This is a genomic window from Bacteroidales bacterium MB20-C3-3 (genome assembly GCA_035609245.1).
Taxonomy (GTDB): Bacteria; Bacteroidota; Bacteroidia; order Bacteroidales; family UBA932; genus Bact-08.
Genome location: CP141202.1, coordinates 1,592,724 through 1,611,200 on the forward strand (window position 1 = coordinate 1,592,724; position 18,477 = coordinate 1,611,200).

15 protein-coding genes are annotated in these 18,477 nt (G+C 39.3%); 4 read left to right on the forward strand and 11 right to left on the reverse strand.

Annotation, left to right across the window (positions count from 1 at the left end):
- Position 1 precedes the first annotated feature (1 nt).
- Positions 2-1,687, reverse strand: a complete 1,686-nt coding sequence (locus U5907_07245; GenBank protein ID WRQ32373.1) for a Na/Pi cotransporter family protein — start codon at positions 1,685-1,687, stop codon at positions 2-4.
- Positions 1,688-1,835: 148 nt separating this feature from the next.
- On the opposite strand from U5907_07245, the gene U5907_07250 reads away from it, so the two are divergent.
- Both U5907_07250 and pnuC read left to right on the forward strand, forming a co-directional pair.
- A complete protein-coding gene (locus U5907_07250; GenBank protein ID WRQ32374.1) occupies positions 1,836-4,673 on the forward strand; it encodes a hypothetical protein in 2,838 nt (945 codons plus the stop codon).
- Positions 4,670-5,386, forward strand: a complete 717-nt coding sequence (gene pnuC / locus U5907_07255) for a nicotinamide riboside transporter PnuC (GenBank protein WRQ32375.1) — start codon at positions 4,670-4,672, stop codon at positions 5,384-5,386. The genes U5907_07250 and pnuC overlap by 4 nt, the downstream gene beginning before the upstream one ends.
- Here pnuC and uvrC read toward each other — a convergent pair.
- Entirely contained in the window at positions 5,343-7,163 is a 1,821-nt protein-coding gene (gene uvrC / locus U5907_07260; GenBank protein ID WRQ32376.1) for an excinuclease ABC subunit UvrC, read from the reverse strand. The genes pnuC and uvrC overlap by 44 nt on opposite strands.
- 39 nt (positions 7,164-7,202) lie before the next feature.
- Here uvrC and U5907_07265 point away from each other — a divergent pair, with 39 nt between their 5' ends.
- On the forward strand, positions 7,203-9,008 hold the full coding sequence (locus U5907_07265; protein ID WRQ32377.1) for a GNAT family N-acyltransferase: 1,806 nt from the start codon (positions 7,203-7,205) through the stop codon (positions 9,006-9,008).
- Here the strand turns inward: U5907_07265 and yidD are convergent.
- The 5 genes from yidD to U5907_07290 are packed head-to-tail and all read right to left on the reverse strand — an operon-like array spanning position 8,990 to position 11,403.
- Positions 8,990-9,238, reverse strand: coding sequence for a membrane protein insertion efficiency factor YidD (yidD, locus tag U5907_07270; protein WRQ32378.1), 249 nt, complete (start codon positions 9,236-9,238; stop codon positions 8,990-8,992). The genes U5907_07265 and yidD overlap by 19 nt on opposite strands.
- Positions 9,171-9,563, reverse strand: coding sequence for a ribonuclease P protein component (gene rnpA / locus U5907_07275; protein WRQ32379.1), 393 nt, complete (start codon positions 9,561-9,563; stop codon positions 9,171-9,173). Before rnpA ends, yidD begins: the two co-directional genes overlap by 68 nt.
- A gap of 16 nt (positions 9,564-9,579) precedes the next feature.
- Positions 9,580-10,317 (reverse strand): uroporphyrinogen-III synthase, encoded by a 738-nt coding sequence (locus tag U5907_07280; protein ID WRQ32380.1) that lies wholly within the window; start codon positions 10,315-10,317, stop codon positions 9,580-9,582.
- A 4-nt stretch (positions 10,318-10,321) separates the two neighbouring features.
- Positions 10,322-11,050, reverse strand: coding sequence for a DUF4271 domain-containing protein (locus tag U5907_07285; GenBank protein WRQ32381.1), 729 nt, complete (start codon positions 11,048-11,050; stop codon positions 10,322-10,324).
- Positions 11,051-11,052: 2 nt separating this feature from the next.
- Positions 11,053-11,403, reverse strand: coding sequence for a translation initiation factor (locus U5907_07290; GenBank protein WRQ32382.1), 351 nt, complete (start codon positions 11,401-11,403; stop codon positions 11,053-11,055).
- An 88-nt stretch (positions 11,404-11,491) separates the two neighbouring features.
- Between U5907_07290 and U5907_07295 the strand changes: the two genes are divergently transcribed.
- Positions 11,492-14,548, forward strand: a complete 3,057-nt coding sequence (locus tag U5907_07295; GenBank protein ID WRQ32383.1) for a DUF2723 domain-containing protein — start codon at positions 11,492-11,494, stop codon at positions 14,546-14,548.
- A 2-nt stretch (positions 14,549-14,550) separates the two neighbouring features.
- On the opposite strand, the gene U5907_07300 is transcribed toward U5907_07295, so the two are convergent.
- The 4 genes from U5907_07300 to rdgB form a co-directional block, all read right to left on the reverse strand.
- On the reverse strand, positions 14,551-15,471 hold the full coding sequence (locus U5907_07300) for an acyltransferase (protein WRQ32384.1): 921 nt from the start codon (positions 15,469-15,471) through the stop codon (positions 14,551-14,553).
- Between the two features lie 94 nt (positions 15,472-15,565).
- A complete protein-coding gene (locus U5907_07305) occupies positions 15,566-17,095 on the reverse strand; it encodes a GH3 auxin-responsive promoter family protein (GenBank protein WRQ32385.1) in 1,530 nt (509 codons plus the stop codon).
- Between the two features lie 32 nt (positions 17,096-17,127).
- Positions 17,128-17,841, reverse strand: a complete 714-nt coding sequence (recO, locus tag U5907_07310; GenBank protein ID WRQ32386.1) for a DNA repair protein RecO — start codon at positions 17,839-17,841, stop codon at positions 17,128-17,130.
- A complete protein-coding gene (rdgB, locus tag U5907_07315; GenBank protein WRQ32387.1) occupies positions 17,838-18,425 on the reverse strand; it encodes an RdgB/HAM1 family non-canonical purine NTP pyrophosphatase in 588 nt (195 codons plus the stop codon). Before rdgB ends, recO begins: the two co-directional genes overlap by 4 nt.
- Positions 18,426-18,477: the final 52 nt, after the last annotated feature.

Consider the following 18,477-nt stretch of genomic DNA (forward strand, 5'->3'; position numbering starts at 1 on the left):
TTTACTGAATTTCAATTATTGCTTCTGAAACATTAATCATATAGTCACCTGCCTTTTCGCACTCAGCGACTATATCCATATAGTATACACCTGTCTGGTAGCCGTATTTGTTGTTCTCAAGATTAAAGAGGTGCTCCTCTTTGAGAAGATTTCTGTACTCGTTAATCTGCTCCTCTGAATCAACGGCATTGGATATTCCGTCCAGCTTAGTATAACCCTTGTCAAGATTATTAATCATATGGTCAAAAGCTCTGTCAAGAAGGTCAAACATATGGTCAAGCTTATCGCAGACATCGTCTGAGAAGTTTTTCTTATGTACTCTAAGTCTGTTTAGAATCCTTGCAATGTTGTATCCTGAATCACCAAGGCTCTCAATTTCGCTTATAATTTTGTACATTGCCTGCAATCTTCTTCCACTCTCTTCACTAAGCTCTCCCTCTGAAACATTGTTAAGGTAATTTGCAATTTCAAGCTCTACTTTGTCGGTAATTTGTTCATAGTGCTCAATCTTAGCGTATAACTCATCAAATTTATCCGAGTTGCATAATCTCATAGCCTCCCTGGCGTAGGAAAACTCCTGCTTTGCGAGTTTGGCAAAATCAGTTATCTCTGACTTGGCCTGCGAGAGAGAGAGCTCGGCAGTGCTAAGAACACCCCCCTGTATATATTTTAATCGGAAAACCTCCTCTGTGTCTTTAGTCTTAATAACATAGCTTACAAGTTTAACTATTTGATTTGTAAAGCCTACAAGAAGCAAGGTATTGGTTATGTTGAAAAGTGTATGCAGGAACGATACGCCATAAAGAGTTGCCTCTGATGACACAAAAGGATCTAATCCAAATACGGATATTGTTATTTTTGCTACTATGCTTAGTACCGGCCTGAAAAATGCTAATACCCAAATTACTCCAAATATGTTGAATACTAAGTGGGCAAGTGCTGCTCTTCTGGCTGAGACATTTGCCACGGCTGCTGCTATATTTGCTGTTATAGTAGTTCCAATGTTCTCGCCCAGTACCATTGCTGCTGCCATTTCAAATGGAATCCATCCGTAGCTGCTCATAACTAATGTTAAAGCCATAGTTGCGCTTGAAGACTGCATTATTATGGTAAGTAATGTTCCAATAAGAACAAAAATCAAAACAGAACCATAGCCATATTTTGTCCAGCCTTGCAGGAACTCAAAAACCTCTGGGTTTGCCCTCAGGTCAGGTACAGAGTCTTTTAGGAATGTTAACCCCAAAAATAGCAGGGAAAAACCAATGATTAACTCACCAACAGATTTCTTTTTCTTTGATTTGAACATCATTAGCGTAAATCCTACGCCTATTAATGGTATAGATAGTACAGAGATGTCAAATTTAAAGCCAAGCATGGAGATAATCCAGGCAGTTACGGTGGTTCCGATATTTGCACCCATTATCACTCCAACAGATTGAACCAAAGAGAGCAAGCCGGCATTTACAAAACTCACGACCATTACAGTTGTAGCACTGGATGACTGAATAATTGCTGTGATAAACAGACCTGTCAGAACTCTTTTTAGAGAATTTGATGTCATTGCAGCAAGTATGCTCCTCATCTTCTCTCCGGCAACCTTTTGAAGGGCTCCGCTCATAAGTGTCATACCATACAAGAAGAGTCCCAGGGAACCTAAAAGTTTTAGTATTTGATATACTATTTCCATTGATTTGGGGTGTTAGTTTTCAGTCACAAATATAGTTTATAAAAATTTGTGATTCATAAATCTGTCGCAATTTTCATAACTTTACGGCACAAAAAAATATCAGATGAACCGCTCTCTCAGGTATCTAATAGCTGCGATTTTTTCTTTAGTGTTTTATTGGCAATCTTTTGCTCAGTTCTACTCAACCGGAAGTGATCCTTCTCATTTAAAATGGAGAGAGATAAAGACGGAGAGATACTACATCATATATCCATCAGAGATAGATTCTCTTGCCAGACGATATTCATTATTACTTGAGAGAAGCGCAGATGCAATAAACCAGCCTTTAAGGTCAAAACCCAGAAAACTCCCTGTAGTCCTTCATCCACATAATGTTTACAGTAACGGAATGGTTACCTGGGCGCCAAGGAGAATGGAGTTGTATACAACGCCTCCATCGTTCGGGGGATATTCAATGAACTGGGAGAAACAACTTGTACTTCACGAGGGGAGGCATGTAGCTCAAATGACAATGTTTGAAAGGGGTATTTTCAAGCCTCTCTCCTGGCTTATCGGTGAGCAGGCCGTAGGCATAGGTGCCGGACTCTACATAAATAAATGGGCGCTGGAAGGGGATGCTGTCATAGCCGAAACCGCTAATTCCAGTGCAGGTAGAGGGAGAAATCCGTCACATCTTCTATATTTTAAAGCTGCTTTTCTTGATGGAGATTTCCGAAACATTCAGCAGTGGGCCTTTGGCTCTTTTAAAAAATTCACACCGGATGAATATAGTCTTGGCTATCTTTTACTATCCGGAATGAGATTCAGATCAGGGAACAGTTATCTGATGGGGGATGTTATGACTACCCTGGTTGATCAGTTTTATAATCCCTCCGGGACCTCTATGGCTTATAAAAGGGCATCGGGATATACTGTTGAGGAGAACCTAAGAATCACGGCTCAGTCAATGACAAAACTATGGAGAGAAGAAGATTCTTTAAGGGCTCCATTTACAAGTTTTAAATATTTAACTCCGGAAACAGAAGACTATGTTTCGTATACATCTTCAATGATTACTCCTGATGGTATCTCATATGCTGTTAAAACCGATCTTGATGAAGCTCCCCGGTTGGTCAAAGTTTTTCAGGATGGGAGGGAGGAGACTCTGCTCTTCCTTGGAAGAGTAAATGGAGAGCCGGTACTGAAGAACAATAGATTATACTGGAGTGAGAGTATTCCTTCGTTAAGGTGGGAGCATGAGAGTTATGCAGAGATAGTAGAGTGGGATTTAAAAACGAACAATAGAACAAGGCTGACAAAAAATGCAGTCTATATGAATCCATCTCTCTCTGAAGATGGGAAGTTAATGGCTGTGGCAGAATACCACAGAACAGGTGGAAGCTCCCTTGTCCTTCTGAATATGGATGGATTTTTAATCAACTCTGTCCGCAGAGCACCTTTAAACGGACAGATAAAGGAATCGCTCATAATCGGAGATAGAGTCTTTTGCTCAATTATCACGGAAAACGGACTCGGTCTGTTTTCAATTGGCATTAGTGGTGGTGAGTGGATTCGTGAGATTGCAGAACAGAGACAAACTATTGAGAGCCTCTCTGAGATGGAGGGCTCAGTTCTTTTTACCAGTGATATGGATGGGACTGATAATATTTACCACTATGACCCATCTGCCAGATTTACAAGAAGGCTGACATCTGCTCCTCTGGCAGCTAAATCACCCCAATTTTGCAAAATCAGGGGCTCAGTTATTTATTCGAATTACACAAAAAATGGATACAAAATAGTTGAATCTCCTGTGGATTCTCTCAAATGGGAGCCAGCTAATCTATCCAACCCTTTCAAATTTGTTATGGCTGAGGAGCTTTCATTACAGGCTAAATTTAATATTGATACAGTTGATCTTGATGGGACTGAGAGGCTTGTTTCAAAACCATACAGAAAAGGGCAGCACCTTTTCAGACTGCACTCCTGGACGCCACTGTTTGTAAATACTGATATTCTTAATAATATATCTTATGAGAATTTGTATAATATCGTCTCACCTGGAGCATCTGTTTATACCCAAAACTCTTTGGGAACAGCTGAGGGTATGCTTGGGTATTCATATCATGGAGGATTCCATTCGGGGCATTTGAGGTTTACATACAGAGCTCTTTATCCTGTTTTTGAATTTAGGGCAGATCTCAATGACAGGGATAAACAAAGAATCACTCTTGTTTCAGGGGACCTTTTTAACCCGGAAATGGTGGCTGACACAATTATCGGGTCTCCATACCTTAATGCATCAATGCTGGCTTATGTGCCGCTTAATCTCTCTTCAGGAGGATGGTCCAGAGGGCTAATCCCAAAACTTAACTGGAGATACACTAATGACTCCTATTATTCGTTCAGAGAGGCTAAATACCAGGATTATCAGCATATAACTTTGGGTATTCAATACTATCAGATCCAGAGAATGGCGCTTAGAAACCTTTTTCCCAAATGGGGATTTGGAGTAAATTTTCAGTATAATATGATGCCTTTTGCCGGAGAGAACTTTGGATCAACGTTCTATTTTAACTCTTATGGTTACCTGCCGGGAGTTATGAAGAATCACGGCATTAAGCTCTCATTTGCCTACCAAAGACAGTTTTACGGAGGTAAGCGTTATCTTATGAGAAACCTGGCTGCTTCTCCCAGAGGATACAACTCGCATTATAGTATTAATTATGCATCATTATTCGCAGACTATGCAATTCCTGTAAATCTTGGTGACATTACAATCTCTTGGTTATTATATTTAAAGAGAGCAAGGATAATTCCATTTTTTGACTGGGCCTACAGCAGAGGAATGAATGACTCCAGACATCTCTACTCTGCCGGCACTGATGTTCTTATTGATTTTAACATATTCAATATCCCTTTACCACTGACTGCAGGGGTCAGGTTTATAAGGACAGGAGAGTCCAGAAACATATTCCAGTTTTTATTCACAACACCTCTATTATGATAAAATTTAGCAGAATCAACACTCTTAGTCCATTCGACTGGTTTCTTATTTCAGGTGTTATTGTTTCCAACATCCTTCATATGCTGTTAACTGACAGTTTTGACCTTATGGGTTCTGCTGCTGCCATTACAGGAGTTGTTTGTGTTGTTCTTGTTGCCAGAGGCAATATCATCAATTATTTTTTTGGACTTGTAAATGTATCACTGTATGCGATTATTGCATTTAAGGCAGAGCTTTACGGAGATGCAGTGTTGAACGCATTCTACTATCTTCCGATGCAATTTGTCGGATGGTTTATGTGGATGAAGAAGAGAGAAAATAAAGAGTCTGTAACTATTGTGGGAAAGAGGTTTAAAGCTAAAGAGAGGATTATTCTCTTTCTTGTTTCTGCTACTCTGGTTTTAATTGTGGCTTTTATTCTTGATAATTTTGGAGACCCCCAGCCGCTAAAGGATTCTGCTACAACGGTTTTATCAGTAATTGCAATGTATTTAATGGTTAAAACCTATATGGAGCAGTGGGTTTTGTGGGTAACTGTAAATGTAATAAGTATTGTAATGTGGTCCTTTGCATTTGCAAACGGAGAAGATCACTCTGTTTTAATGGTTATTATGTGGCTTTTCTACCTTGCAAACTCTGTTAACGGATGGAGAAACTGGGTAAGGCTTACTAAAGGTACTCCCCGGACTCAAAATAGTGATGTAGAATATTAGCTACACGAGCACCTGCAACTCTCTGAATCTCCTCTAAAGAGGAGGATCTTATTGCCTGAATACTTTTAAAATGGGCAAGAAGTTTTTGGATGCTTTTCTCTCCAATTCCTTTAATTTCTGCGAGTTCAGATTCTATTTGACCCTTACTTCTCTTTTTTCGGTGGTGTGTTATTCCAAATCTGTGAGCTTCGTCTCTTAACTGCATTAAAACCCTAAGAGTAGAGCTGTTTTTATCCAGAAAAAGAGGATGAGGGTCTCCCGGTACAATAAGCTCTTCAAGCCTTTTTGCGATTCCTACCAATTTTATTCTTTTCTCTAGACCCAGCTCTTCCATTGCTTCATATGCAGCATTAACCTGCCCTCTGCCACCGTCAATTACCACCAGTTGAGGGAGGCTACTCTCCTCCTCAACCATTCTTGAATATCTTCTGTTGACTACCTCTTTCATTGTTGCAAAATCATTTGCTCCAACTACTCTTTTGACATTGAAGTGTCTGTAATCTTTTTTGCTTGGCACACCATCTTTGAATACAACACAAGCAGATACCGCATACTTGCCCTGAATGTTTGAATTATCAAAACACTCAATATGAATCGGAGTGTCTGTCAGGTTCAGATCTGTTTTGATAGATTCAAGAACTCTCTCTCTCTGTTCATCAGGTCTTAGAATTTGCTCTTGTTTAATCTTCTCCAGTTTGAAAATCCTTGCATTTTTGAGACTTAGCTCCAGTAAACTAAGTTTTTCACCCCTTTTAGGTATATGAATCCGGGAAGGTGTAAAGTCTCCCTCAGGAGGGTACTCTGTTATGATTTCTTCTGACAGGGGAGAGAATCTTTCTCCGATTGATATTATAAATCGGCTTAATACATTCTCCCTCACTTCGTCAATGGGAATCTTCATCTCAACATTCATTGACTGGATAACAGATCCGTTAACTACCCTCATCCAGTTACCAAATGCAGCGCTATTTTCAAAGACCAGGGAAAAAATATCAATATTGGTGAGGCTCTGACTTACCACCAGAGATTTACTGTAATGTCTGTTAAGCGTCTCCAGCCTAATCTTAGCCTCTTGTGCCTCTTCAAATCTGAGTTCTGATGAGGCAAGATGCATCTCCTCTCTAATTTCACCGGCGAGAGCTGCTGTCTCTCCTTTCAATATTAGCTTTATCCTCTCTATCTGGGAGTTGTATTCCTCTTCGCTTTGCTGAGAGACACAGGGAGCCTTGCATTTTCCAATATGAAACCTTAAACAGGGTCTGAAATTTTTTGATTTAATATTCTCTGGTGTAAGAGAGAGTTTGCAATTCCTTATTTTAAAGAGAGCGTCTATTATATCTAAAAGATTATATGCGTGTGAAACATTACTGTATGGTCCATAATATAGAGAGCCATCTTTGAGTAACTTTCTTGTTAAAAACACTCTTGGAAAGGGCTCTTTTTTTATGCATATCCAAGGATAGGTTTTACCATCCTTAAGCATTACATTATATCTGGGCTGATATTTCTTTATTAGAGTATTCTCAAGAAGGAGCGCTTCGGACTCACTCCCTACTATGGTGTGCTCAAAGCTTGCAATCCTTGAGACCATTACTCTTGTTTTGGGAGTCAGCCCCTCAGGGGCCTGAAAATATTGGGATACCCTGCTTCTGAGATTCTTTGCTTTTCCTACATAAATAATGGTTCCATCCTTGTTCAGAAAGCGATAAACTCCCGGAAGCTGAGGCAGGATTTTAACACTATCCTTGAGATCTTCTCGATTATCTATTGATTTCATATTTGTAAAAGTAACAAATAAACTATATTTGCAAGGGATATGGATGCAAAACTAATAACGAAGAGTCACATTAAGAAGGCTGTAAATGTCCATGGTTTGCCTGGCAATATTATTGCCGGTATTGCGATGCACTTGCTGGGAATATGCAGAATTAACAAGTTACACGCAAAAGTTGCTAATTACAATGGCAGGGATTTTTCTACAGCACTTCTGAAAGAGATGAATGTTGGGTACGAAATTCCACCTAAGGAGTTGGAGTACATACCTCAGGAGGGCCCTTTCATTGTAGTCTCAAATCATCCGTTTGGAGCAATTGACGGTATTGTGTTGATAGATATATTCAGTGCAGCTCGCCCAGACACAAAATTTCTCACAAATTTTATCCTGTCTCACATTGATAATCTTAAAGAGTTCTTCTTTCCTGTAAATCCATTTACGGAGAAACCGGATATAGCTCAAAGTTTTTCCGGGCTCAGGATGGCTTCAGAAAGTATTAAAAATGGTTCTCCTTTGTGTCTCTTTCCTGCAGGAGAGGTTGCCACAACTTATGGTTCATCAATTATTCAGGACAAAGAGTGGCAATCTACAATTATTAAATTAATCAGAAACTCCGGTGTTCAGGTATTACCTGTCTATGTTCACGGAACAAATTCTCATTTTTTCCACTGGCTGGGGAAGGTTCATCCTTTGCTTAGAACTATGAGACTTCCCGGAGAGCTTTTAAATAAGAGGAACAGGACGATTCAGGTTAGGATAGGAAAACCTGTAACAACGAATGAACTTGCTGAATACAAAGATCTAAAAGAGCTGGGAGGATATCTCAGAAGCAGAACATATGCCCTGGAGGGTAATGTTCAATTAAAAGTTATTCATCCTGAGGAGGTTTACTCAACACCTATTGCTCTACCCAAAAACAGAAGAGCACTAATAAAAGAGATAAATTCATTACCAAAGGAGAAACACCTCTTTACAACAGGGAATTACAGCTGCTATCTGACGGATTCAAAGTCTATCCCTCTAACAATGCACGAGCTGGGAAGAAAAAGAGAGGAGGCCTTCAGGGCGGTTGGTGAGGGAACAAAATCGGCACTGGATATCGATGTTTATGATGAGTACTACAGGCATCTCTTTCTTTGGGATAAGCAGAAGGGGAAAATAGTTGGGGCATACAGACTGGGTTATGGTGATGAAATACTTAAATCTAAGGGTGTAAAAGGGTTTTATACAAAAACGCTTTTTGACTACGATCCTGAGTTTTCAAAGTACTTAAGTAAATCAATAGAACTGGGACGCTCTTTTGTAACACTGGAATATCAGAAAGAGGCTCTACCTCTTATGCTCCTGATAAAGGGTTTGTTATACTCTGTGCTAAACAATCCAAATGTACAGTATCTTATTGGCCCTGTTAGCATAAGTTCGTGGTATCCAAAATTCTATCGCAGTCTGATGATAGAATATCTTAAAAAATATCACTCTGTTGAGAAGTTAGACAAACTGATGAGACCAAAAAACCCGTTTTTTCCTAACTTTCACAGATGCAATCCTGATATGCTTTTAAGTGGGAGCAAGGCAGATTCAATTGAGAAGTTTGACAGGTATATTTTGAAGCTGAGTGATGGAGAGTACCGGTTACCAACTCTGGTAAAGAAATATTTGAAAATTAACGCCAGAATTCTCAATTTTAATGTAGATCCGGATTTCAACTACTGTGTTGACGGACTTGTTTTTATGGATCTTTCAAAAGTTCCAGAGCAAGAGATAAGGATGCTTGCCAGAGACGAAAAGAATATTGACAGTGTTCTTAGTAGATTTGGTATAGAGAATTCTCAGGGCACTGGATCATAACCACTTCCTCCCCAAGGGTGGCATCTGGAGATTCGCTTTATTGCAAGCCACAAACCTTTTACAGGGCCGTGCTTCTTTACAGCTTCAAGAGAATAGGCCGAACAAGTAGGTGAATATCTGCATGATTGAGGTTTAAGAGGAGAAATGCAGTACTGGTAGCACTTAATTACTAATATTAGAGGTAGAGTTGCTGCTTTTATCAAGAGCCGCTTTAATTTTTGCCAGTCCATCTGATAGAGATTTGTCAATTTTATGAAATTCTGTTAAAGAGGAGCTTATGTAAATTACAGCAATATCCATACCTGTAAATAACCCTCTCTCTCCACATCTCCAGCTCTCTTTAATCCGCCTTTTAAGCAGATTTCTGTCAACAGCATTTTTATGAGCCCTTTTTGGAATTGAGATAAGTATCCTGTTATTTATTAGATTGTTGGGCTTGTAATATAATTTGAGGGGGAACACAAAACAAGATTCTCCGCTTTCAAAAAGCGAAGTGATAGCCTTTTTATTGCACAATCTCTCCCCTTTTGGGAATTCGTTAGTGTTCTCCGGCATATCTTGCTTATTAAAATTATTTAATCTCCAGGTAGTTTTGAAGAGCTTTTGCTATTGAGGGGGCCTCCGGTGTTGGAGCAACCACCTCTGCAGTGAATTTTGCAGCTTTTAGAGCTTTAAGTGTTCCGGCACCAAATGTTGCGAACTTTGTACCATTTTGAACAAAATCAGGAAAGTTCTCCTGGAGTGATTTAATATCGCTGGGACTGTAAAATACAAGAAAATCGTACTTCTGCAGATCAATAGCAGAGAGGTCACTGTTAACTGTTTTAACAAAAACAGCTGTAGTGTGCTTTATTTTAGCCTTTACAAACAACTTGTGCAGATCTGTTTTGCAGTTATCTGCCGCAGTAATCATAAAGTTCTCGTTTTTGTGTTTTGAATTGATAAGATCAATTATTGATGAATTGGTTCCGTTGCCAAAGAATATCTTTCTTTTGCGGTATACGATATACTTTTGCAGATAGAGGGCAACTGCCTCTGAAATGCAAAAATATTTCATAGTTTCAGGAACTGTAATCCTTAATTCTTCACAAATCTTAAAGAATGCATCAATAGCAGATCTTGCAGAGAAAACTATTGCGGTTGAATCAGGTATGGAGACCTTCTGTAAACGGAATTCCTTAGCAGACAATGGTTCAACTTTAAAAAAGGGTATAAAGTCAATAGTTATCTTGTGCTTTGTAACCAATTCAGAATAAGGAGATCCGTTGGCAGGTTCTGGTTGAGCAATTAAAATATTCTTTATCTTCATTTTATCAGAGCGAGAGTATAAAGTGTACTAAAAGTACTATGGGTAAAAATTCAGCGCCGCAAAGATACAAAATATAAAAAAAATGTGAGTATCGTTGGCCAATTATTATTTGACTACTTCGAATCAAATACAATATATAAACGGGTAAAATGCAGATAATCATAGCGTAAATCTGAATCTCTCCGGAATAGTCATTTGTTACTACTTGAGCAAGAAGAGAGGGAAAAGTAACGATTGTTGCCAATATTATATGATTGTAACCCACTTTTTCAAGTAATGTAAATGTGTTTTTATCCCTGTTCAGCCAGGAGAGAAGCTTAAAAATCAACTTCTTTACAATTCCAAGCAATATAAGAATGCTAAAGAATAAAATCAGAAACAGCGGCGGATAAATTCCAAATCTTAACTGGATGTAACTACCCGCCATTATGGTGACAATCACGGGAAAATAGATAAGAGAAACAAGAAAAACAACATTCCTCATATTGGATAATGATAGCTTCTCTTCTATTTTGTAATGATTTTTTAAATTAAAGGTGCTTCTAAATACAGATGGTATTACGGTAAGAATTTCCCTGGAAAAAAATATAAGGATTACAAAAAAGGCAAGAATGATAAATGAGAGAAGCACATCTGTAATAGCAGCATTGCCAAATTCCTCTGCAGGAGGTATTGAAGATACAATTTTGGATCCGGCCTCCCACAGGGAGTCTGCAGGAAAAACCTTTTCCATAATCAATTACCTCTTTTTGCATTGTAACCTGAAGATTGAAGCAGAGATACCACCCTGTCACGAAAATCTCCCTGAAGAATAATTTCTCCATCTTTTACTGATCCTCCGGTCCCGCACTTGTTTTTAAGTAGTTTTCCCAAGGATTCGAGATCCTCTTCCTTTCCTGAGAAGCCTTTTACCAGTGTTACCTGTTTCCCTGCGCGATGTCTTTTGTCAATAGAGACTATTAATCTCTGCTTTCCCGGGGCCAGAGTCTCAGAATGTACACTCTCTTCATCTGAATTTTGGTAGCTAAAATCCGGATTAGTAGAGAATACAACTCCCAGTCTGCTTTTCCAGTCAGTTTGACTCATTAAACATTAATTTTGTGCAAATTTAGGCAGAATATTTCAAAATAGTATCTTTGCAAGATAAAGTGAATGTAAACACAAAAACACCCTTATGGAGCTGAAAAAATTCAAACTTATTAATAATCTTCTGGGAGTATTTGTACTCCTGGTAGCATCTGTAACTTATCTCTCTACAATAGAGCCCACCACAAGTTTCTGGGATTGCGGTGAATTTATAGCATCTTCATATAAACTAGAGGTTGGACACCCTCCCGGAAATCCGGTTTTTCAGCTTATTGCAAGATTCTTTACCTTGCCTGCAGGACCAGAGAAGGCTGCCATGATGGTTAATGCAATGAGTGCAATGTGCTCTGCATTTACAATTATGTTCTTGTTCTGGACCATTACTCATTTAGGAAGAAGAGTAACAGAGAAGAGTAGAAAGGAGGTTTCCGGCAGTGGATCATTAGCAATTTTTGGTGCCGGACTGGTGGGTGCCTTGGCTTATACATTTTCAGATACTTTTTGGTTTTCAGCCGTTGAGGGGGAGGTTTATGCAATGTCCTCACTATTTACTGCAGTAGTTTTCTGGGCAATGCTTAAATGGGAAGAGGAGGCCGGTTCACCACACGCAAACAGATGGATTGTGCTGATTGCATTATTAATGGGTTTATCGATTGGGGTTCACCTGCTTAATCTTTTGGCAATTCCGGCAATTGTGTTTATTTACTATTATAAAAATTACGAGGTTTCAACAAAAAGAAGTTTCTATGTTTTACTGGTATCTGCTGTTTTACTTGCAGTAATACTGTATGGGATAATTCCACTGCTTCCAAAGATTGCATCGTGGGTGGATCTCCTATTTGTAAACGGAATGGGATTTCCATTCAATTCAGGAGCAGCATTTTTCTTAATTTCCATACTTGCGGCATCATTGTGGGGGATTTTCTACACTTTCAAAAAGAAGAGTGTTTTATGGAATACAATCCTGCTCAGCTTTACAATGATTGTTATTGGTTACTCTGCATTTGCTGTTGTAATTATCAGATCTTCTGCAAATACGCCTACAAACGAAAATCAACCTGATAATCCTTTCTCACTTGTTCGATATCTTGCAAGGGAGCAGTACGGGAAAAATCCGCTGGTTTACGGAGAGAGTTTCAGCTCTCCTTATGATATTAAGAGTTCCAAGTATTATGCAAAAGTGGGAGACAGATACAAGAAGGTGGATGGGCCTGTTGAACCAATCTTCAAACCTGGCAGTAAGATGCTATTTCCCAGAATGTGGAGCTCAACACCTGATCACATAAGATTCTATGAGAGCTATACAGAGGGTAGAGGAAAGAGCATTCAGGGAAGCGATAAAAAGCTACCTCTTTTTAAAGATAACCTTGCCTATTTCTTTGATTATCAGATAAATTACATGTATATCAGGTACTTTATGTGGAATTTTGTTGGCAGACAGAATGATCTTCATGGAACTGTACCGGGTGACCCTGTCAGAGGAAACTGGGCATCAGGGATTGGTTTTATTGACAATCCAAGATTTGGAGATCAAAGTAGCGGACCTGCTTATATAGTAGACAGTAAGGCAAAGAATCACTACTATTTCCTCCCTTTGCTGCTGGGGCTTATTGGTCTGTTCTATCATCTTAAAAAAGATAAACAGAACTGGTGGGTAACAATGCTACTCTTCTTGCTGACAGGGATAGCAATAGTTGTCTATCTTAATCAGCCACCTTATCAGGCAAGAGAGAGAGATTATGCTTATGCCGGCTCATTCTACGCATTTTCAATTTGGATTGGGCTTGCTGTTATGGCAATAAACGATTTTATTAAAAGATGGGTGCCTGAGAAGTATTCGGCATTAGTTGTAACAGCCGCATCACTTTTAGTACCTGTTCAAATGGCATCAGAAAACTGGGATGATCACGACAGAAGCAACAGATATACGGCAAGAGATATTGCATACAACTATCTCAACAGTACTGAAAATAACGCAATACTGGTTACTCACGGAGATAACGATACATTCCCTCTATGGTATATACAGGAGGTTGAAGGGGTAAGAACAGATGTCAGGATTGTTAATACCTCTCTGCTTGGAACAGACTGGTATATAGATCAGATGAAGTACAGGACGTATGAATCTGATCCTCTCCCAATCTCTATCCCAAGAAGTGAGTATCTCTATGGTACAAATGATGTTGTGCATATTGTTGACAGACGCAATTCCAGAGTTCCGCTTAAACTTGTAATAGACCTGATTTCAAAGAGAGAAGCAGTTATTGCTGCTGAAAATGGTAAAAGATATAGTATTTTTACCTCAAGGAAACTTACGATCCCTGTTAATAAAAGAGCTGCTATTGAGAACGGAATCGTCAGCGAGGCAGACTCCTCAGTGATTCTTGATTCGATAGAACTAAATATTTCAGAGAATAAAGATCTTCTTACAAAAACAGAGCTCATCATCCTTGACATCCTTGCAAATTACCAGTGGGACAGGCCTATTTACTTTGTTGCCATGGGAGGTGATCTGGAAATTGGAATAAGAGATTATCTGGAGTGGACAGGATTTGCATACAAATTTGTACCGATAAAGAGCCAGACAACAATGGTTGTTCCGGGGAGGGTTCCTGCAGATAAAATGTATGATAAAGTAATGAATGTATACAGGTGGGGCAATATGAATGACCCTTCAGTAAATATTGACTATCAGAATTTGCTTACTTTCAATGCAGTTATGTCAGTCAGGAATATTCACGCTCAAACGGCCAGAGCTCTCTTTAACGAAGGGAAGAGAGATAGAGCTGTTGAGGTTCTGGACCGGATGCAGGAGGTATTTATTCATGATCAATTCCCTGTTACCTGCTCAATTTTTTCATCCCTTAATGAGCAGGCTGTGATAGATGCAATTGATATTTATCTCCTTTCAAAGGAGCGTGAAAAAGCACTGAAACTTGCCTCCCTTTTTGAAGAGGAGAGCTTTAAGGCAATAGGCTTCTTTGGTCAGAAACTTGGAGGATACTATCTTTCAAAGACTGATATAGAGAGAAATCTCTCATACCTAATGTACCTTTCAGAGGTACTCAGAAGCAGAGGAGAGGGAGAACTTGCAGATTCAATAGAGAAGAGAGTGCAGGACTCAATATCAAAGATTCAGATTTAGTATCAGCCTAACAAAAGGTTACATCCCCTGAGTTCTGAATTGGTAATTCGGCCGGGAATCTTCCAAAGATTGCCGGCTTTTTTAACTCCAATATCCTCGGTTTCAATGAAAGAGCAGGAGTTAATATTTGAGAGATCAATTATATTAAGCCCGCCTATCTCAGAGTCATTTAGTATCTTAAGTGGATTCGTAAAGTCTCTTAGAAGAAATTTCATCCAGTGTGGAGTGGAAAATACTCCATCTCCATATGAGTATGCTTGTGAAAGAAGTTCAGCCATGCCATATTCCGAGTGGACTTTTTCAACCCCAAATGCCCCTTTTATTATATTATGAATCTCCTCTCTGGACATCTCTTTTCCTCTTCCCTTCATCCCTCCTGTCTCCATGATAATCAGCTCAGGAAAATTTATATTAAATGACGATGCAAAATCAACAAGAGCAAAACTTACTCCCAGAAGAATTGTTTTTTTGGAAGATTCTCTGAGTTTGATGAGATTATCGGCTAGGTTGTCAAAGTTGTATAAGTAAAAGCCGCTGTATTCGCTTTTACTCTCTTTGATTAGCCGTTCTGCCATGTAGACTAGTGATGACCCCTCTCTCTCCAGATATGATGGCAGCAATGCAAGTATGTTGAAATCCTCCGGATTCCCGTAAAAATTGCGGAATGCCTCCAGGAAACTTAGTTCGTATAATGAGAGATCTGAAACAGGATGTCTGGATGGGATCATACCTGTTGTCGCACTGCTTGTAAAAACAATTTCCGGAGGAGTTTTAACGGAATATACATCTTTGCTTTTAAAAAACTTTACCGGCAGGAAGGGAATTCCATCAATGTCAGACACATCATCAGGGCCAATGCCTAATAATGTACAAAATTCTGCATAGGGGGCGCAATTAACAACCTGATATCTGAAGAGATCCATCGCAAGTTTGCGAAAAACCGTGTCTTTGTTGCTATTGCTGCTATTTTGGATGAATAGCTCTATTTCCTTTTGAAGTCCTCTTATCACGGCTAAATCAAATATTTCTGTATTCAAGCAGTTCGTCTGCAATCGTTCTGGAGTTACTCAATCGGGGTACTTTGTTTTGTCCTCCCAGCTTCCCTTTTGATTTTTGCCATTTATAGAAGGACCCTTCAGGCAGAGAAACAAGAGAAAGTCTGGTCATAGTTACGCTGTTTGCCCTTTTAGCTTCATAGTCCGAATTTGCTTTGCATACCTCATTGTCAAGTATCTCCGCAAAGATGATTTCGTCATCAGGGGGTGTTTTAAATTCAATAATCCACTGGTGAGATCCTTTTTTTCCTCCCTCCATAAAAAGAGGGGCTACAGTATAATTTTCAACTGTGCACCCAATTTGTTCACAAGCATTACTTAGAGCCTTCTCGGCATTGCTGATCATCAACTCCTCTCCAAATGCGTTTATGAAAAGTTGTGTGCGTCCTGTTATAACTATCTTATGGGGATAAAGAGAGGTAAACTTAACAGAGTCACCAATTAAATACCTCCATAATCCTCCGTTTGTAGTGATAACCATTGCGTAATTTGTATCAGTTTTGACGCTCTCAACGGTATCCAGAGTGTTATAATTACCGGCGAGAGTCTCTTCAAACCTGTCCATTGGGATAAATTCGAAGAAAATACCTCCGTTTGTCATAAGGAGCATTGAACTATCTTTTGGGCTATCCTGAAAAGCAAAATAGCCCTCTGAAGCGTTGTAATTCTCCATGTAGTTCATATCTGTGTGAGGAATAATCCTGGAGTACTCTTTCCTGTATGGATCAAAACTTATACCACCGTGCATAAAGAGTTCAAGATTTGGCCATACATCTCTCAGGTCTCTTTTTCCTGAGAAATCTAAAATAGCATTTAATAATATCAGATTCCAGGAAGGTACGCCAGAAAAACTCGTAACATTTTGTTTTGATGAGACTTTGCAAATTTCATTTACCTTTTTTTCAAAATCGCTTATCAAAGCAATCTCAGCTGGTGGAGTTCTCCTGAACTCAGCCAATACAGGCGAGTTTTTCAGAAGAATTGCGGAGAGGTCTCCGTATTGAGTTTTCCCATTTCCCTCTTCATCTATCCGTGCACTACCTCCCAGTGTAAGAGCCATCCCTTCAAGAAGCCGGGAGTCTGGATAGTTGTCAAGATAGGTTGATAACATATTTTGCATGCCATCGTAATGACAGAGATTCAGAGAGTCATCAGAAATTGGGATGAATTTACTTTTTGAGTTACTTGTCCCGCTTGACTTTGCAAACCATTTTATAGTTCCTGGCCAGAGCAGGTTCTCCTCTCCGTTTCTTGCCCTCATAATCCAGCTTTCTGTTTTGTCGTAATCTCTTACCGGGACTCTCTGTTGAAAATCAGAGAGCGAGATTCCTTCGTGTATGTTGTGCTCAATACCAAACTGAGTCTCTCCCCCTCGCTTTACGATGTGCTCAAACCATTTTTTCTGGAAACTTACAGGATCTCTTCTGTTTTGATCCAGTAATCTTAGTCTTTTTGCTGAGTATAAACGGTATATCTTTGATACTATGGGCATTGTCTATATGATGTATAAGGCAAAGTTAAATATTATTCGAAGACCTCATGCAGAATTTCAAGAGATTGAATGTTTAAATTGCAACCAAGGTGATAAGAGAGATATGTAGTCATCTCCCTGGCAAATGATCTCCGCTGTATTCCGTTAAGTTTTAGCATGTGAATGCTCTCCTCTCTATGTTTTAATATTGTATCAAGAAGTGCAGAGTCCTCCCTGTTAAGGCACTTTGTACCTTGAGCAGGATTATTTACAAATGAAGCGGATGAAATATCAAAAAGAGATCCTTCAGTATAGTTGTCAGCAGGAGAGTATCCAACCTCCTTTGAGAGCTCTACAAGAAACCAAAGGTGAAAATTTGCATAATCATCACCAATTGCGTCTAGCAGAAGTATTGACCTAACAAGAAAATTAAAGAATCCGGGACTGGGTCCATATTCGTGAATACCCCTGAAAATAAGCTCGCTTATATAGATTGCTATTGCATTTTTGATAACGCTCTCCCTAAGTTTTGTAAGAGTATGAAGAGATCTGAAGTTGTTAATAAACCTTAGCTCTCCTTTTGATTTTTCAGAAATTTCTGCCTCAATTATCCCTAGTGGATGGAGGAGAGAAAGAGAGCCTTTTTTTGAGTTGCTTTTAATAATAAATCCACATCTTCCGTTGTCTGAAGAGTAACCGTGAACTACAATTGAAGAGTCACCAAGTTTGGTTTTGTGCAGAACAACAACAGATGTTTTATGGCTCATTTATTCTTTTGTAAATTAAGGAAATGTGAGAGTTTTCTCATTGCAACTCCTCTGTGAGATATTAGATTTTTTTCATCCGGAGAGAGTTCGGCAAGAGTTTTGTCATATCCAACCGGAAGGAAAACCGGATCATACCCAAAACCTCCCCTCCCGGAAGGGTGGTATGTAATGGAACCCTCGAGCTTCCCTTCAAAAAGATACTGCTCTTCATCTGATAGAATCAGAGTTACAATGGTAACAAAACGGGCGACTCTTGCGTCAATACCGTTGAGTTCAGACAACAGAAGATTTGTGTTTTTTTGTGAATCAGCCTCAGGACCAGCATACCTGGCTGAGTAGACACCCGGACTGCCGTTAAGAGAGTCAACCATTAGTCCGGTATCATCTGCGAAGCAGGGTATGCCAAATTTTTCCCAGAGAAACCTGGCCTTCATAATTGAATTATCCTCAATAGTTGATGCGGTCTCAGGGATATCACCGGAAAAACCGAGAGATGAAGGAGTAATCAGCTGGAAATCTTTTCCCAGTATCTCTTCTGCCTCTTTGAGCTTATGATTGTTTGCTGTAGCAAAAAGTAATTTCATAATTGAAAATGAATGTTGCATCAAAGATACTAAAACTTTAAATTTGTGTTTA

Coding starts and splice junctions, on each gene's coding strand:
- U5907_07245 (WRQ32373.1), bottom strand. CDS start 1,687: ATGGAAATAGTATATCAAATACTAAAACTTTTAGGTTCCCTGGGACTC.
- pnuC (WRQ32375.1), top strand. CDS start 4,670: ATGATAAAATTTAGCAGAATCAACACTCTTAGTCCATTCGACTGGTTT.
- uvrC (WRQ32376.1), bottom strand. CDS start 7,163: ATGAAATCAATAGATAATCGAGAAGATCTCAAGGATAGTGTTAAAATC.
- U5907_07265 (WRQ32377.1), top strand. CDS start 7,203: ATGGATGCAAAACTAATAACGAAGAGTCACATTAAGAAGGCTGTAAAT.
- yidD (WRQ32378.1), bottom strand. CDS start 9,238: ATGGACTGGCAAAAATTAAAGCGGCTCTTGATAAAAGCAGCAACTCTA.
- rnpA (WRQ32379.1), bottom strand. CDS start 9,563: ATGCCGGAGAACACTAACGAATTCCCAAAAGGGGAGAGATTGTGCAAT.
- U5907_07280 (WRQ32380.1), bottom strand. CDS start 10,317: ATGAAGATAAAGAATATTTTAATTGCTCAACCAGAACCTGCCAACGGA.
- U5907_07285 (WRQ32381.1), bottom strand. CDS start 11,050: ATGGAAAAGGTTTTTCCTGCAGACTCCCTGTGGGAGGCCGGATCCAAA.
- U5907_07290 (WRQ32382.1), bottom strand. CDS start 11,403: ATGAGTCAAACTGACTGGAAAAGCAGACTGGGAGTTGTATTCTCTACT.
- U5907_07295 (WRQ32383.1), top strand. CDS start 11,492: ATGGAGCTGAAAAAATTCAAACTTATTAATAATCTTCTGGGAGTATTT.
- U5907_07300 (WRQ32384.1), bottom strand. CDS start 15,471: ATGGATCTCTTCAGATATCAGGTTGTTAATTGCGCCCCCTATGCAGAA.
- U5907_07305 (WRQ32385.1), bottom strand. CDS start 17,095: ATGCCCATAGTATCAAAGATATACCGTTTATACTCAGCAAAAAGACTA.
- recO (WRQ32386.1), bottom strand. CDS start 17,841: ATGAGCCATAAAACATCTGTTGTTGTTCTGCACAAAACCAAACTTGGT.
- rdgB (WRQ32387.1), bottom strand. CDS start 18,425: ATGAAATTACTTTTTGCTACAGCAAACAATCATAAGCTCAAAGAGGCA.